The 15,887-nt window shown below is 66.5% G+C and carries 15 protein-coding genes, 1 tRNA gene and 1 pseudogene; 10 read left to right on the plus strand and 7 right to left on the minus strand.

Going from position 1 to position 15,887, the window contains the following annotated elements:
• Positions 1-127: 127 nt before the first annotated feature.
• The gene (locus ACZ4A5_RS16000) at positions 128-592 is read right to left on the minus strand and encodes a GatB/YqeY domain-containing protein (RefSeq protein ID WP_467583256.1); all 465 of its coding nucleotides are present in this window, start codon (positions 590-592) and stop codon (positions 128-130) included.
• A gap of 266 nt (positions 593-858) precedes the next feature.
• Here ACZ4A5_RS16000 and ACZ4A5_RS16005 point away from each other — a divergent pair, with 266 nt between their 5' ends.
• The 3 genes from ACZ4A5_RS16005 (at position 859) to ACZ4A5_RS16015 (ending at position 2,713) form a co-directional block, all read left to right on the plus strand.
• Positions 859-1,794, plus strand: a complete 936-nt coding sequence (locus tag ACZ4A5_RS16005; RefSeq protein ID WP_398870555.1) for a metallophosphoesterase — start codon at positions 859-861, stop codon at positions 1,792-1,794.
• A gap of 39 nt (positions 1,795-1,833) precedes the next feature.
• Entirely contained in the window at positions 1,834-2,592 is a 759-nt protein-coding gene (locus ACZ4A5_RS16010) for a Pr6Pr family membrane protein (protein ID WP_467583259.1), read from the plus strand.
• A gap of 47 nt (positions 2,593-2,639) precedes the next feature.
• A tRNA-Pro gene (locus tag ACZ4A5_RS16015) sits at positions 2,640-2,713 on the plus strand.
• Between the two features lie 143 nt (positions 2,714-2,856).
• On the opposite strand, the pseudogene ACZ4A5_RS16020 reads toward ACZ4A5_RS16015, so the two are convergent.
• From ACZ4A5_RS16020 to ACZ4A5_RS16035, 4 genes and pseudogenes are all read right to left on the minus strand, one after another.
• Positions 2,857-3,903, minus strand: a pseudogene (locus ACZ4A5_RS16020) (LacI family DNA-binding transcriptional regulator); the annotation flags it as partial.
• 125 nt (positions 3,904-4,028) lie between these two features.
• The gene (locus tag ACZ4A5_RS16025) at positions 4,029-5,216 is read right to left on the minus strand and encodes a pyridoxal phosphate-dependent aminotransferase (protein WP_467583262.1); all 1,188 of its coding nucleotides are present in this window, start codon (positions 5,214-5,216) and stop codon (positions 4,029-4,031) included.
• A 55-nt stretch (positions 5,217-5,271) separates the two neighbouring features.
• Positions 5,272-6,048 (minus strand): glucose 1-dehydrogenase, encoded by a 777-nt coding sequence (locus tag ACZ4A5_RS16030; RefSeq protein ID WP_467583265.1) that lies wholly within the window; start codon positions 6,046-6,048, stop codon positions 5,272-5,274.
• A gap of 22 nt (positions 6,049-6,070) precedes the next feature.
• Positions 6,071-7,174, minus strand: a complete 1,104-nt coding sequence (locus ACZ4A5_RS16035; RefSeq protein ID WP_467583268.1) for an SIS domain-containing protein — start codon at positions 7,172-7,174, stop codon at positions 6,071-6,073.
• Between the two features lie 377 nt (positions 7,175-7,551).
• Here ACZ4A5_RS16035 and ACZ4A5_RS16040 point away from each other — a divergent pair, with 377 nt between their 5' ends.
• Positions 7,552-8,202 (plus strand): LysE family translocator, encoded by a 651-nt coding sequence (locus ACZ4A5_RS16040; protein ID WP_467583271.1) that lies wholly within the window; start codon positions 7,552-7,554, stop codon positions 8,200-8,202.
• A gap of 212 nt (positions 8,203-8,414) precedes the next feature.
• On the opposite strand, the gene ACZ4A5_RS16045 is transcribed toward ACZ4A5_RS16040, so the two are convergent.
• Both ACZ4A5_RS16045 and ACZ4A5_RS16050 read right to left on the minus strand, forming a co-directional pair.
• Positions 8,415-9,338 carry an FkbM family methyltransferase gene (locus tag ACZ4A5_RS16045; protein ID WP_467583274.1) on the minus strand — a complete coding sequence of 308 codons (924 nt, stop codon included), beginning with the start codon at positions 9,336-9,338 and terminating at the stop codon, positions 8,415-8,417.
• An 85-nt stretch (positions 9,339-9,423) separates the two neighbouring features.
• Complete coding sequence (locus tag ACZ4A5_RS16050; RefSeq protein ID WP_467583277.1) at positions 9,424-10,662, minus strand: amidohydrolase family protein; 1,239 nt, start codon at positions 10,660-10,662, stop codon at positions 9,424-9,426.
• A gap of 86 nt (positions 10,663-10,748) precedes the next feature.
• On the opposite strand from ACZ4A5_RS16050, the gene ACZ4A5_RS16055 reads away from it, so the two are divergent.
• The 6 genes from ACZ4A5_RS16055 (at position 10,749) to ACZ4A5_RS16080 (ending at position 15,585) form a co-directional block, all read left to right on the plus strand.
• Positions 10,749-10,898, plus strand: a complete 150-nt coding sequence (locus ACZ4A5_RS16055) for a hypothetical protein (protein ID WP_467583280.1) — start codon at positions 10,749-10,751, stop codon at positions 10,896-10,898.
• A 377-nt stretch (positions 10,899-11,275) separates the two neighbouring features.
• Positions 11,276-12,181, plus strand: a complete 906-nt coding sequence (locus ACZ4A5_RS16060; protein ID WP_467583282.1) for a restriction endonuclease — start codon at positions 11,276-11,278, stop codon at positions 12,179-12,181.
• Between the two features lie 875 nt (positions 12,182-13,056).
• Positions 13,057-13,392, plus strand: a complete 336-nt coding sequence (locus ACZ4A5_RS16065) for an ArsR/SmtB family transcription factor (protein WP_467583285.1) — start codon at positions 13,057-13,059, stop codon at positions 13,390-13,392.
• Positions 13,393-14,103, plus strand: coding sequence for a cation efflux transmembrane domain-containing protein (locus tag ACZ4A5_RS16070; protein WP_467583287.1), 711 nt, complete (start codon positions 13,393-13,395; stop codon positions 14,101-14,103).
• A gap of 57 nt (positions 14,104-14,160) precedes the next feature.
• Entirely contained in the window at positions 14,161-14,841 is a 681-nt protein-coding gene (locus ACZ4A5_RS16075) for a class I SAM-dependent methyltransferase (protein ID WP_467583290.1), read from the plus strand.
• 78 nt (positions 14,842-14,919) lie between these two features.
• Positions 14,920-15,585: a class I SAM-dependent methyltransferase gene (locus tag ACZ4A5_RS16080; protein ID WP_467583292.1), complete on the plus strand. Its 666-nt coding sequence runs from the start codon at positions 14,920-14,922 to the stop codon at positions 15,583-15,585.
• Positions 15,586-15,887: the final 302 nt, after the last annotated feature.

The raw sequence follows: 15,887 nt of genomic DNA on the forward strand, positions 1-15,887 counted from the left end.
CGCGCTGCCGACCACACCCACCGCGCCGTCCATGACCTGGGGACCGCCACTGCGGATGCCTCCCTGGGCCACACCGGAAGCCGTCCGGGCGCCCCTGTGCGCTAGGTGCGGGCGGTGGCGTACCGGCTCAGCCCGCGAGCAGGCGCTTCACCGCGGCCGCCACGCGGCCGCCCTCGGCACGGCCGGCCACCTTCGGGTTCACGATCTTCATGACGGCGCCCATGGCGCGCGGGCCCTCCGCGCCACCGGCCTTGGCCTCCGCCACGGCCTCCGCGACGATCGCGGTCAGCTCCTCGTCGGACAGCTGCTGGGGCAGGTACTCCGCGAGCACCTCGCCCTCCGCGCGCTCGCGCTCCGCGGAGTCGGCGCGGCCACCCTTGTCGAACGCGTCGGCGGCCTCGCGGCGCTTCTTCGCCTCGCGCGCGATCACCTTCTGCACCTCGTCGTCGGAGAGCTCACGGGCGACCTTGCCCGCGGTCTCCTCGTAGGCGATCGCGGAAAGGGTGAGGCGGAGCGTGGAGGAGCGCAGTTCGTCACGCGCCTTGATGGCGTTCGTGAGGTCGTCGTGAAGCCTGGACTTGAGCGTGGTCATGCCGCAATCTTCGCACCCGGCCACGGCGGGCGCCCCGCATTAACGGGCGGTGCGGCGGCGAGGTGGCGATCCGGAAGCCGGTGCGGGAGTTGGTGCGGGAGCGGTACGGAGGCGGTACGGGAGCGGTGCCGAGGTGGTACGGGCCCGGTGCGGCAGCCGGTGCGGCAGCAACTCCCGTACGAGCCCGGGTGATCGGCCTCGTGAAGTTATCCACAGGGGTGGACCGGGCCGACCACAACGGGCCCGCGTCTGCGACCATGGACGGCATGCGCGCTCGTTATGGAGTACCCCTGGGAATCACCGCCGTCGGCGCGGCGGGCCTCGCCTACGCCGCCGGCATCGAGGTCCGTTCCTTCCGGCTGCGGCGGGTCACCGTGCCCGTGCTGCCGCCGGGGATGCGGCCGCTGCGGGTGCTCCAGGTCTCCGACATCCACATGGTCGGCGGACAGCGCAAGAAACAGCGCTGGCTCCAGTCGCTGGCCGGCCTCCGCCCCGACTTCGTGATCAACACCGGCGACAACCTCTCCGACCCGGAGGGCGTCCCGGAGACGCTCGACGCGCTCGGCCCGCTGATGGAGTTCCCGGGCGCCTACGTCTTCGGGTCGAACGACTACTACGGCCCGAAGCTCCGCAACCCCGCCCGCTATCTGCTGGAGAAGGCCAGCGGCCGCCACGGGCTGAACGGCAACGCCCCGGCCGTCGGCGCGATCCACAACCCCTGGGAGCAGCTGCGCGACGGCTTCGACTCCGCGGGCTGGGTCAATCTCACCAACACCCGCGGCAGCCTCAAGATCGACGGCTATGACATCGCGCTCACAGGCCTCGACGACCCGCACATCAAGCGCGACCGCTACGCGGAGGTGACCGGCGGCCCCCGCGAGGACGCCGACTTCTCCCTGGCCGTCGTCCACGCCCCCTATCTGCGGGTGCTCGACGCCTTCACCGCCGACGGGTACCCCCTGATCCTCGCCGGGCACACCCACGGCGGCCAGCTCTGCATCCCCTTCTACGGCGCGCTGGTCACCAACTGCGACATCGACACCCAGCGGGTCAAGGGCCTCTCCACCCACCGGGCTGGCGGCCAGAACTCCTACCTCCACGTCTCGGCGGGCTGCGGCACCAACCGCTACACCCCCGTCCGCTTCGCCTGCCCCCCGGAGGTCACCCTCCTCACCCTCACCCCCCGCGACGACCGCGACTGATCCAGGAGGGTTTCCGGCCGCCGCCCGTACCGTGGAGGGATGATCGACCCGACTTCCTCCACCACCCGGCTCGGGCGGCCCGGCGCCGCGGGCGTCCCCGCGTCGGCAGTCGTCCCCACCGGCCGCCGCCCCTTCGCGGCGGCCTTCCGGGCGCTCGTGGCCCTCGCCGCGTTCACCGGCATCGTGCTGGACATGATCGACTCGGACGACCTGGGCCGGCTCTTCAGCTACTTCACGGTCCAGTCCAACCTCCTGGTGGCCGTGACCTTCGCCTGGTCCGCCCACCGCGCCTGGAACGCGCGTCCGCCCCTCTCCCCACGGATCACGGGCGGCGCGCTGCTGTACATAGCGATCACCGGCCTCGTCTTCCACTTTGTGCTGTCGAACGACTCCAGCGGCTTCTCCATGACCAGCGAGCGCACGCCCCTCGAATCGGTCGCCAATCAGCTCCTCCACACCGTGACCCCCCTCGCGGCCGCCTTCGACTGGCTCGTCCTCACCGCCCCCGGCGGCTTCCTCCTGCGCCACGCCTGGCAGTGGCTGGCCTACCCCTTCCTCTACTTCCCCTTCGCCCTGGCCCGCGGCGCCCTCCTCGACCCCGGCACGGAGGGCCGCTACCCGTACCCCTTCCTGGACGTCGACCTCCACGGCTACGCGGGCGTGCTCGGCAACGCGGTCGTCTTCGGCCTGGCCTTCTACGTCCTGGCCCTCGCCCTGGTCCTCCTCGACCGCATACGCCCCCACCTGCGCGCTCCCGGGAATCGGATTTCACCTCTGGGCTCCGGTCCGCTAAAGTAGAGCTCGTTGCGCCGGGGACCTGCGAAAACGGGTTCTGGAGCAGCGATCGGGGTGTAGCGCAGCTTGGCAGCGCGCTTCGTTCGGGACGAAGAGGTCGTGGGTTCAAATCCCGCCACCCCGACAGCCGAAACAGCACTTCAGGCCGGGCTTCCTTACCTAGGAAGCCCGGCCTGAAGTGTTTCTGCGCGCCTGAATGCCCCGCGGGGAGCAAGCGGGGAGCAGACGGGGAGCAGATCATGAAACCGCGCTCCCCCACGGGGGTCCCTACCGGTGCGCTCTCAGCAGTCCATCGAGGACTCGCACGGGTGATCTGGGACACATCGCGCGCCGCGCCTCCAGCGAAGCTTCCCAGAGCTCGGTCAGCCCCTCCATCAGCTCCTGGCGCATGCCCGAGGTGACATGCGAGTAGCGAGACTGCACGGAGCCGTCCATGTGCCCCATACGCTCGTCCATGAGCTTCGGTGGAGTCCTGAGTTCCTCCATGATCGTCCGGTGGGTGTGGCGAAGGCCGTGACGCGTGAGCCCCTTCGCAATCGGCACCCAGCACGCCTCAGCCCGTTGAGAGGCGTTCCGCCCTCGCGCCGGCACACCCGGCCAGGGCTCAGCCAGCAGCGGGACCGGACGAGCCTCTTGCGGGGCTTTCTTCGGATACCAGCCCGTCGCAGCCGGATGGAAGATCCAGGTGGCGAACCCGGACCGTCGCCAGTGAGCAGCAGTCTCCCCGTACTGGACACCACGGGCATATCCCAGCTCCGCGATAGCCAGCTCCACCTTGACCCGGGTTTCCTCCTTCACAGCTTCAGGCCGGTTCAGAACGTTGGAGACCGTCCCAGTGGACACCTCAGCACGACGGGCGACGTCGACCAGCTTCACTCCCTGCCGACGGGGCGCACCGTTGGCCAGGCCATGGGCACGGTAGACATATTTCCGTCCGTGGCACGGGCACGGCTGGGGATTCGTCCGTGCGATGTGACTTGATACCAGGGCCGACAGCCAGCCCGGCTCGTCGATCGTCCGATACGAGTCATCCTTGGGCGGACACCGAACCAGCTCACCGGTGTCCAGCTCATACAGCTGCCACTCCACTCTCACGGCGTCGCGGCGGCAGAACTCGGTTTCCAATCCGACAGTTTCACCCCACCGAATACCGGTGTAGCCCTTCTGAACCGTGGCCACGAACTCGTCATCGCGACCAGTCAGAAGCGCCGCCCGCTCGGCAAGAAGCAGGATGCCCAACGCATCAGTCACCGCCTTCTCCGGCCCGCGGTTGCGCGAGCGTCCGGCACGCTTGCCCCGACCACGGCGTCTGGCTCCAGAGGCAGCCGCCGCACCTGGTGCTCTTCCGGCCCGGACAAGGACCGGTCCGCAGCGGTCAGGTCATTGCCAATACCGCGTAGACACCTCGTGCGGCTCGATCCGGACCTCCAGCAGGTTGGTCAACCGACGGGGGCAGCCGATACCGCCGGTGCCGAGAAGTCAGCCTTGGCCAGTTGTTTCTCAGTGCGACTGATGTCCTCCTGCGAGACAGCGAAGCAGGCCCGGACGTATGTGTAGGACGGTTGGTTGTGGTGGAATGCCTCGCCGGGGATGGTGGCGATGCCGGCTGTGGTGAGGATTGCCTCGGCGGCTTCGAAGCCATCCCGGACTCCAAGGGATGAGCAGTCGACCAGGAGGTAGTAGGCACCTTCGGGGTGGTTGGTCTCGAAGCCCGCTGACCTGAAGGCGGCTGACACCCGGTCGCGCTGGGCGCGGTACTGATCGCGCATCTGCGTGTAGAAGGAGTCCGGCAGTTCCAAGGCGTGGACGGCCAATTGCTGCAGTGGTGTGGGCGCGCAGACAGACAGAATGTCGGCGGCTGTACGTACCGGCTGGATCAGGTGCCCCGGCCCTGCGGCATATCCGAGCCGCCAGCCGGGGACGCTGTAGGTCTTGGACAGGCCGGAGATGGTGACAGTCCGGTGTCCGAGGGAGTCGAAGGCAGCCGGGGAGAGATGCGCACCCGGGGTGTAGTAGATGTACTCGTAGATTTCGTCGGTGATGACAAGCAGGTCACGTTTCTCCGCGAACTCCGCCACCGCGGTGATCTCTTCAGCGGTGAGACGTCGGCCAGACGGGTTGTTCGGGGTGCACAGCACGATGGCGCGGGTTCGCTCGGAGACCGAGGCATTCAGGGCCTGTGCGTCCAGCCGGAATTCGGGAGCCGTGAGGGCGATCGGCTCCGGTACCACGCCGTAGAGTTCGGCTGCGGCGCGGTGGTAGCCGTAGAACGGCTCGGGGAGCAGGATCCCGTCACCGGGGTTCAGATAGGCGAGCAGGACCGCGTTGTACGCGCCGGACGCGCCGATGGTGGCGACGATGCCGTCCTTCGGGTCGACGTCGATGCCGTTGTACGCGGCAAGCTTGCGGGCTACGGCTTGGCGCAGGGCAGGGTCGCCCTGGGCGAGGCTGTAGGAGTGGTCCGCCGCTTTGAAGTCGGCGGAGCCGGCATCGAGGAGCGAGGCGGGCGGGGGCGTGCGGGAAAGGCCCTGTCCGAGGTTGACGCCGCCTACGGCGACGCAGCGCTCGGTCATGGCGCGGATGGTGGATTGCTGTTTCCCGTTGAGTCGGTGGGCGTGTGCGATCACTTGTCGTTCTCCATGTTCGCTCCCCGCGGCTTGTGTGGTTCGTGGTCCGGTCGGGTCAGGCAGCCGTCCAGCCACCGTCGACTTCGAGCAGAGCACCGTGTACGTAGTCGGCGGCCGAGGACGCGAGGAACACGACTGCCCCGATGAGTTCCTCGGGACGGCCGAACCGTCCGGCAGGCACCCGGCTTAGCAAGGCCCGGCTGCGGGCGGGGTCGTCGCGCAGGCCCTGAGTCAGGTCGGTGGAGAAGTAGCCGGCCGCGATCGCGTTGACATTCACGCCCCGCCCGGCCCATTCAGCGGCCAGCGCCCGGGTCACCTGGACGAGTGCTCCCTTGCTCGCTGCGTACGCGACGACGTTACGGCCCCCGCTGTAGGCGAGAACGGAAGCGATGTTGACGATGCGTCCGTGCCCTTGGGCAAGCATGAGGGATCCTGCTTCCTGAGCAAGGAAGAAGGTTCCGCTGACATTGGTGTCAATTACTGTGCGCCATGCGTCGGCGGGGTACTTCTCGGCGGGGTGCCGTTCGATGACACCGGCGTTGTTCACCAGGATGTCGAGGCTGCCATGGTGCTCCGCTGCTTGAGCGAGGGTGCGCTTGGCCTGCTCGGGGCGGGTCACATCGAGCTCGACAGCTGAGGCGCGTGACCCGTTTGCCGCGAGTTCCGCGGCGACCTCGTCGGCTGTTTCCTTGCTGCGGCCAGCGACCACCACATGGGCCCCGGCGCGGGCCAGGCCGTTGGCGATAGCCCGGCCCAGCCCGCGGGTGGCTCCGGTCACCAGAGCCACCTTCCCTGTGAGGTCGAACAGGTGCAGCGGATTTTCATCACTCATGTCCGCTGTTCTTTCGCAATCGCTACGCGTCGGCTAGTTCCGATTCGATGGTGGTGCTGTGATACCAGGGATTGCCCGCCGATTCCGAAATCAGGTCCCGGGAATTCGTCTCGTGGTACCGGCCGAGTGCGAGCGCCGCGTTCTGGACGATATTCAAGGCATTGAAGTACTTACGCAGGAAGTCCCCTCCGCCGAGCTCGACCCGGGAGATCCGCACATTGCGGTTCTCGAACCGCTCTTCGGTGAGTATCCGAACCAGGTTCTCACCTTTGGCGAGCGTGTAGTCATCGTCGTCCGGATCGGCGAACCAGATGACGCTGTGCTTACGGACGGGGTCCGAGAGGGTGGCGACCTCGCTGTGGCAGAACTCATGGAAGTAGTTGCGGGCGGTCGGCACCATCGCCATTTCATTGAAGTGCATCTTGGCGAGCTTGAGCAGGCTCTCGTGCCACTTCGGCGATGCGATCATGATGATGTTCGCGTCGCGGCTGTCATGAGCGATCTGTTCCACGAGCTCGCGCCGCGCGTTGTCGTAGTCCGTCTCCAGCTCGGCCGAGAGCTCGGCGAGCCGCGTGTGGTGGTTGTCGGCGAGCAGGCCCAGCTCGTGGAACATGTCCATGAGGATGGCGAAGTACTGCGACACGTGGAAGAGCGGGTACTCGCGGTCGGGCTCGCGCAGCCGCCAGTACGCGATCGAAACCCCGTCCGCCCGGCCGAGCTCGGCGAGCTTGCCGCCGGACGTCAGAAGCAGGACCCGGTCCTGCTTGGACTTGAGCCCCTCGTAGGCGCGGACCGGTTCCTTGGAATGACCGCTGTAGGAGCTGATGATGTACAGCGTTCCATCGTCGTCGAGGACGGACGAAGGAGCGAGAAACCGGAAGTCGTAGTCGTTGAGGACATGAACTTCGATCGGGGAACCGATTTCCATGAAATAGCCGCGGACAATGTCGGAGACGATGGCGGAGCAGCCCATGCCAGTGAAGACGATGCGTTTGAAGTCTCCATTGGCGAATCGGGAACGAAGCTCTGGAGTGATGGCCTCCAGGGAGTATTCGTCCGGCTTCGTCAGGCCGGCACGGTATTCCTTCTCGATGAACTCTTCGTAGCGGTCGAGGCGAGACTTCACGTCAGTCAACTCTCTTTCGCGTGGCCAAGTGTTCACATGCCATCAGAGTCGGGCGGGCCGACTGAATTGAAGGTACACAGATCGACTGGAGAAGAGGCAACTATTAAATCCTTATTGCGTCAGGCATTTGGCTTGATCAGGTGGTGCGCTGCCGAGAACCGGCCGACACGCCCCCGGCCTACGGGCCGCCGTGGACGCCACACAACCCAGGTAAATCGGGGCGATGGTGACCCACGGAAGTCAGGATGTGATCTGCGCGACCCGTGGAGATCGGCCACAGGCGACGCCGTCCACTCAGCTGCATGCCCAGGCGGTTGACCACATCCGAACTGCGCGACTCCCTGAACTCCCGTACACCGGTGGCATCATGGATCGTTATGACCACTCAGCTCCTGGGCTTCATAGCCGCATCGCTCGCCATCATCGTGGTCCCCGGGCCTGATCTCGTCCTGCTGCTACGCAACGCCGCTTCGGCTGGTCGCCGCGGAGCAGGAGCCACTGCCGCTGGCATCATGCTCGGCAATGCCGTCTTGGCGGCTGCCGCGGTGGCAGGCCTGACCGCCCTCCTCACCAGCTCCCAGACGCTCTACACGACGATCCGAACCGCCGGCGCTGTCTACCTCGCCTATCTCGGCGTACGCGCCCTCATCGATTTCTTCCGGCATCGGAAGCAGGACAGCGGCAAACCGGCCGCCTCGGATCAGCCGGTACCCACAAGCCGCCAGGGCCGCTCCGCCGCCCAAGCCTTCCGGCAGGGCCTGGTGAGCAACCTGCTCAACCCCAAGGTCGCGGCCTTCTACCTCTCGCTCTTCCCGCAGTTCACGCTGCCCGGCATGCCCACACTCACCCAGCACATCGTCCTTGCCGGCCTCTTCTGGGGACTCGCGCTGCTCTGGTACATCCTGATCGTCACCGTCCTCGGCCGCATCCAGACCCTGCTGCGCCGCCACCGCGTTCAGCGCGGCATCACTGGCGTCTCCGGGGCGGTCCTAGTCGGTCTCGGCGCAGTCCTGGCCATACGCGACTGACGCCCGAAGAACGCTCGAAGGAACTCGCCCGGGTGCGCCGGCAAGCTGCCGCCGACGGGCTGACCGGCACACCCGTGGACGCAGTTGATCTCCGAACTGGCCGTGCCGACCCTGCACCTTCGAGAGAGAGGCGGAGTCCTCCGCCATCTGTCCCAGGCGTTCTGTATCTACGTGAAGGGCAGTACCCCTTCACAAAACACGGTGTCGACAACCTATGCGAGGGTCTCCGCATCGACCCGGGAGAAGACGAGATCGCTTTCGGCGACGATGGGCCCTCGCCAGCGAACAGGAGCTGAGGAGCTACCCCGCAGCGCTGCCGGGTAGCTCTCAGGGGCGTAGTCGTTGGCGAGCCGGTAGACGTAGAATCCGTGGTCCCGCATGGTGTTCAGCAGCTCTTCCACGCAATCCCCCAGCTTCGCCATGCGGTCCGGCGTCACCTCAACAGTGATCTCCACGTCACGGCGGAGCTCGCCGAGCAAGGGGGCCATGCCCCGAACGACGCTGCCTTCGGCGCCCTCGACATCTATCTTGATCACCCTGGCGTTGGCGATCTCCGCGGCCGTAAGAACCTCCGCCAGCGGGCGAGCCTCAACCTCGAAGGCGGAAGCGGCCGGTCCGTCGTACGGGACGATGCTGTTCGCCCCCAAGTTGTGGTCGCTGGCGAGCACGAACTCCAGCAGCTCCCGCTTATCCGACACAGCGGTGTTGACCGCGCGGACGTTGTGACGCCCGTTGAGCCGAACGTTCCGTAGAAGGCTCTGGTGAAAGGCGGTGGACGCCTCGATCGCCACCGCATGGCCTTCGCTGCCGACGAGACGAGAAGCGAGCAAGCTGAAGTACCCGATGTTCGCCCCGACATCCACGAACGTGTCCCCGAGCCGCAGTCGGCGCTGAAGCCAGCCCGTCATGTTCGGCTCCCACATCCCGAACAGGTACAGGTACCGCTGGATCAGATCGCGGGTGTCGACAGCGAACCGATCTCCGGTGCGGGCGCGGACGACGCGTCGGCGAGGCTGATCGCGTAATCGGCGATTCAGATATCCCGCAGCCAGCGCCGCTTTCCCGAACGAACCGGGGCCGTGGCGTAGGTACCAGTGGCCAAGAGAGGCCAGAGCCTCCGCAGCGTGGTCGCCCATCCGATCGCCTCTCGCCGGGTCCCGCTCGGACCCTACGCCGAGGACCTGGACGCGCCCAGGGGGCCACTTGGACTACGGCGTCGGCTCAGACAGCGGCAACAGATGTCCGGTGCTGGTCGAAGGGGAGATCAAGCATCCGAATCGCGTTCCCGCGGAGGATCTTGTACGTCACTTCGTCAGAGAGGCCGGCGGCGTGCTCGGCTGCGACCTCTGCTGTGTGCGGCCAGGTCGAGTCGACATGCGGATAGTCGGTCTCGAAGGTGGCGTTGTCGACCCCCACGGTCTCGATCGAAGCGACGCCATGTTTGTCGCGGAAGAAGCAACAGAAGATCTGCCGGTAGTAGTACATCGATGGCGGTTCCGGGATCAGTTCCCTGACTCCGATCCCCGTGCGGTGGCTTCTCCATACGTTGTCGGCGCGTTCCAGCGTGTACGGGATCCATCCCATCTGACCTTCGCTGTACGCGAGTTTGAGGCGGGGGAACTTCACCAGCATGCCGGAGAAGAGGAAGTCGGTCATCGACGCCATCGCGTTGTTGAAGCTCAGCGTTGCCTGGACGGCGGGAGGAGCGTCCGGCGAGGCCGCCGGCATTTGCGACGACGACCCGATGTGCATGTTGACCACCGTGCCGCTCTCCTCGCAGGCCGCGAAGAACGGATCCCAGAAGCCGGAGTGGATCGACGGCAGCCCCAGATGCGTCGGGATCTCGCTGAAGGTCACCGCGCGCACGCCGCGAGCGGCATTCCGACGGATCTCGGCGACCGCCAGGCCCACGTCCCACAACGGGATCAGGCATAGCGGGATCAGCCGTCCGCCGCTGTCACCACACCACTCCTCGACCATCCAGTCGTTGTAGGCCCGGACGCACGCGAGCGCGAGCTCCTTGTCCTGCGCCTCGGCGAAGGTCTGCCCGCAGAACCGCGGGAAGGTCGGGAAGCAGAGCGACGCCTCCACATGGTTGATGTCCATGTCCTCCAGCCGGGCCTTCGGGTCCCAGCAGCCGCGCCGCATCTGCTCACGGGTGATGCCGTCCAGAGTCATCTCGTCACGCGAAAAGCCGACGGCTGCGATCACGCGCTTGTAGGGGAAGATCTGCCCCTCGTACTCCCACCAGTCGGTCAGCTGCCCGTCCGGATCCGTCGTGAAACGGTACTTGCCACCGACGTACTGGAGATCACCGATGCCGGCAGTGAAGGGGTGCGGGCCCTGCTCGCGATACTTGCTCGGGAGCCACGTCTCGAAGAGGTGCGCGGGTTCGATCACGTGATCGTCCACGCTGATGACCTTTGGAAGATCCCTATCGCTGCGATCGTTGGCACCCACGGCGCTCTCCTTGGGCTCCACCGAGACACGTCCACCTGACAGCCCGTCAGATATAAGCTAAGGCGCGACCCGCGAGGCGGCAAGGCATGCCGATGCTGGCCACTCTCGTTCAAGCCGCCGACCTCGGCGGCACCATCGACGACTTCCACGACGCCGCTCGGCTGCTGGTGCCGGCTTATGACGAACCCGAGGAAGAGGGAAGGCCAGAAGAGGAGGCCAACGAAGGCCAGGCCTGAGCGGCAGTACCAAGGGTCCGCTGTCGACCCGGCCCAAGGCAGGGCAGAAGAAACAGCTCGACCAATTATGCGCCCCACCTCCTGGCATGCCGCGAGAAGCGGGCCCCCGTAGCCGTTGCAGGACCGGACACGGCGCAGGCGACCGAGAGGGCGTCTGAGGCGCCCTACGAACAAAAGCTCGCCACCCCATGACAACTGCTTTGGAAATGCGGGACACTGACCAGCTATCAGGATTTTAAGCTCATTCACTCCCAGGCCGCCTTCGAACCTAGGATTTCGAAATACTGAACAGGCCCGATACCCTCCCGCAGTGATCATCGACAGCACCGCCAACGTCGTCCCCCCCAAAGTTCCGCAGCAGAGAGCTCCGGAAGGCGATGGGGGCTTTTATCGGCCAGGACGGCCCCGACGACCTGCTAGCCGCGTACCTCTGGGTGCAGGAAGGGGTGATTGCCAGCATCGTTCGCGACGCTGTAACTGATCACAAGAAGGATCTACAGAAAGAGCTAAACAGAACGGCTGGCCTGCTAGCAAAACCCGAGGAAGGAAAATGGGCGTACACCTATGACGAATATGCCGAGATCCTGAACACAAAGAGTGCGCGCTTGACAGACGAGCTACACTCCGTCGATCGGGATGCCCATGCCACCGAAATTAATTTCGCCCGACTCCGGAACACATTCGGCGAGTCGCCGGTCGGGCTTTACGAAAAAGGAAGCGACTACCAGTCACCCAACGAAGGGAACATGCGCATATGGGACAACGGCCTAGTCGGTCGCAAGAAGACGCTGGCCAACATTCAATCCGCAACCAAAGCCAGCCTAGAAGACTTGACCAGACTGAACGATCAGCGAAAGCAGTACGTAGAAAACGAAAGAAGTTACACCCTGGACACAATAAATAATTTCGACCACAAGAACTTCGAGATTCTAGCAGCCTGGCTGCTTCGGCGAGATGGCCTGACTGTAGCTCGCGGACGTGGAGGGGCTGGGGATCTAGGCGCGGACGTTATTGCCCATACCCCCAACGGAAGAAAAGTTGTCGTGCAATGCAAGCATTCAAGGGGACGCAGAAAGATAGGCTCTGAGCCACTCCAACGGCTAAACGGCACTGCACGGCCCGTCCACGGCGCCAACATTGTAATCATGATGGCCAGTGGAGATTTCTCCCAACCCGCTCGCGAATTTGCCGCCAATCAACATATCCACCTTGTGGATGATAAACGTTTGCGCGCATGGGCCACCTGGGGTGACTCAATCTACGATGTGCTCAAAATTTCGTGATTTCGGCTTGGATGCACTAATATTGATGACGCCGATTCCGATATGAGTAGTTGAGGACTTACACCTCCCACTCGGCCAGTCAGCCTCCGACGTCGGCACCTGAGAACGCCAGCGATCAGACGGCAGGCTGACAGCGCCACAACACACCTCGGGCCTCACAGCGCGGGGGCGACCACAGGCGGATGGGCGAACTGCAGGCCGGGGAGCGAACAGGGAGGTAACTTGCCTTGCTCCCCTTCCTGCACCCCGTCAGACCAACCCACACCAACGCCCTGACCTGCGAAGAATCCGGACGAGCCAGGTCAGCAGCTCCCCCGCTCCTTATTCGGGACGAAGAGGTCGTGGGTTCAAATCCCGCCACCCCGACAGCTGAAGTAGCAGGTCAAGAGCCTGATCCGGAATCCGGATCAGGCTCTTCTTGCGTCTCCGGTGATCGTTTGGGAGAAATCTGGGAGAGGATCTTGATCGGCTTTTCCCGGGCGGGCGGCTAAGCGGGTGCCGTGAAGCGCGGCATCGGGCCCCTCAAATCCTGTGCGCCCGCGAAGCAGGGCCGGAGCACCGGGTGAGGCGGGTCACCGCATCGCCGCCGCCCCGCATGATCTGACAGACCGCCAGACATGGGATCCGATGGTGGACGGCGGAGACGGAACATGGCTCGCTACAGGATGGGCGAGCGGTACTCGCCGCGTCCGTCGTGCTCGGGATGACTGGCGGCGTGAGCGGCGCCGGCGCGTACCGCTACCTCGCCCGCCCTCGACCCACCACAAGTCCACCCGGAAACCGAATGAGGCCAGGGCGCCGCTCGACGCCGATCCGTCACACACCACATCAAGTACACGAATCTCTGAATTCAAGAATCCATGTACTCTCGATGGGTGCTGACTCTCGCTCCCGAGGTCGAGGTGCTCGCGCGCTTCGGCCGCGCCCTCGCCGATCCCATCCGCTGCCAGCTGCTGCTCGCGCTGCGCGAGGCCCCGGCCCACCCGGCCGACCTCGCCGAACGGATCGGCATCTCGCGCACCCGGCTCTCCAACCACCTGGCCTGCCTGCGCGACTGCGGCCTGGTCGTCGCCGTCCCGGTCGGCCGCCGCACCCGCTACGAACTCGCCGACGAGCGCCTCGGCCACGCCCTCGACGACCTGCGCACCGCCGTGATCGCGGTCGAGGCCGACCGCGCCTGCCCCGACGTGGAAGCCAAGGGGTGCTGCTGAATGACCTCCATATCCTTGGGCCCCGCCCCGGCCCGCCGCGAGGTGCTGGCCCGCCGGATACGCCTGCTGGTCGCCGCGACCATCACCTATAACGTCATCGAGGCGGTCGTCGCGATCACCGCCGGCACCCTCGCCTCCTCCACCGCGCTGATCGGCTTCGGCCTCGACTCCGTCGTCGAGGTCTCCTCCGCGGCAGCCGTCGCCTGGCAGTTCTCCGCCCGCGAGCACGCCGTACGGGAGGGCCGCGAGACGACCACGCTGCGGATCATTGCCTTCTCCTTCTTCGCGCTCGCCACGTACGTCACCGTGGATGCCGTCCGCGCCCTGACCGGGACCGGCGAGGCCGAGCACTCGCTGCCCGGGATCGTCCTGGCCGCGCTGTCCCTGCTGGTGATGCCGTTCCTGTCCGCCGCCCAGCGCACGGCCGGACGCGAGATCGGCTCCGCCTCCGCCGTCGCCGACTCCAAGCAGACGCTGCTGTGCACCTACCTGTCCGCGGTGGTGCTGGTGGGGCTGCTGGCCAACAGCCTGTTCGGCTGGTCCTGGGCCGACCCGATCGCCGCCCTGGTCCTTGCCGCCATCGCCGTCAAGGAAGGCCGCGACGCCTGGCAGGGCAAGGGCTGCTGCGCGACACCGGCCGCCACCACCATGCCCGCCCAGGCGCAGACCGGCGATGCGTGCGGGTGCCGCCCCGGCTGCGCCTGCTGCTGAACCGACCGCCGTGTGCCGCCTCGGACGGAGTGGTCGCCTCCCCGCGCGCCGCGCGGCATGCTGACCGCACGAGCCGACGGTGAGCAGGGGGCGGCCATGGCCCAGCACGAGGCACAGGACGCGCGGAACCGGGAGATCTCGGAACGCGACGCACCCCGCTACAACGGCTGGGTGCGCTACTTCGACCGCTACATGGTGCGTGACGGCCGCCGCTGGATCTGCTCCCAGGCCGACGGACGGGTCCTGGAGGTCGCGGTCGGCACCGGATTGAACCTCCCCTTCTACGCCAAGGGCGCCGACCTGACCGGCGTGGATCTGTCGCCAGACATGCTGGACCGCGCCCGCCGACGGGCCGACGAGCTGGGAGCGGATGTCACCCTCACCGAGGCGTCCGCCACCGAACTGCCCTTCCCCGAGGCCTCGTTCGACACGGTGGTCTGTGTCCTGGCCTTGTGCTGCATCCCTGACGACAAGGCGGCCCAGGCCGAGATGCACCGCGTCCTCAAACCCGGCGGCACCCTGCTGCTCCTGGACCACATCGTCAGCAGCGTCCTGCCCGTCCGTCTCGTCCAGCGCCTGCTCGACCCCGTGCTCGTCAAGGTCGCCGGCGACCACCAGCTCCACCGCCCGCTGCACCTCGTCCGCGAGGCAGGGTTCGACGTCGACCGCCGCGACCGCTACCGGCTCGGCATGATCGAGCGCCTCCGTGCAACCAAGGACGGCGCGCCCGCCGCCTGAGCCCGTTCTCGTCCCGTGGCAGGATCGGCCCAGGCAGTCCGGCGGGCAGCACCCGGGCGTCCATCCACGGGAGAGGCCATGCAGCACGACGACGGCGATCTCGGTCAGGCACAGCACGATCACTGGCAGCGCACCTACACCGCCCACCCGGGCATGTACGGCGAGCAGCCCTCCGCCCCGGCCGTCCACGCCGCCGCCGTCTTCCACACCGCCAAGGCCACAGACGTGCTGGAACTGGGCGCCGGACACGGCCGCGACGCCCTCTTCTTCGCCCGCGAAGGCTTCACCGTCCGGGCCACCGACTTCAGCCCCACCGGCCTGGCCCAGCTTGAGGATGCCGCCCGCACCCAGGGCGTTGCCGAACATGTCTCCACCACGGTCCACGACGTCCGCGAGCCACTGCCGCTGCCCGACGACTCGGTCGACGCCGTGTTCGCGCACATGCTGCTGTGCATGGCCCTGTCCACCCAGGAGATCCACGCCCTGGTCGACGAGGTCCGCCGCCTACTGCGGCCCGGCGGGACATTCGTCTACACCGTCCGCCACACCGGCGACGCCCACTACAACGCGGGCATCGCCCACGGCGACGACATCTTCGAGCACGGCGGCTTCGCCGTGCACTTCTTCCCCCGCCACCTCGTCGACTCCCTCGCCGACGGCTGGACGCTGGACGAAGTGCACGCCTTCGAAGAAGGCGACCTCCCCCGCCACCTGTGGCGCGTCACCCAACGCCTCGCGCGGTAATCGAGGCCAGCCGCACGGTCCGTTCCTGGAGCAGTTCGTCCAGAAGACGAACCGGGAGGGCTGGCGGCGACGGGGGCGGGGAAACCCGAGGCGCGTTGGGGGTTCGAAGTTCCGGTGTGAACTGGCGGCCTTCCGGCTGGTGTACGAGTGGTCGGTACGCAAGGGTTACATCGCCCCCAGCCCAGTGGAGCTTCGTGAGGTGCGGCTGCTGAGTGAGCACGTGGCGATGGTTCCGGAGCTGATACCGAAGGAGGTCCGAGCCTCGAATGTGAAGTGGCTGACACCTCGGGCGTTTTGGCTGT

Source organism: Streptomyces sp. NPDC025618 (genome assembly GCF_055558795.1).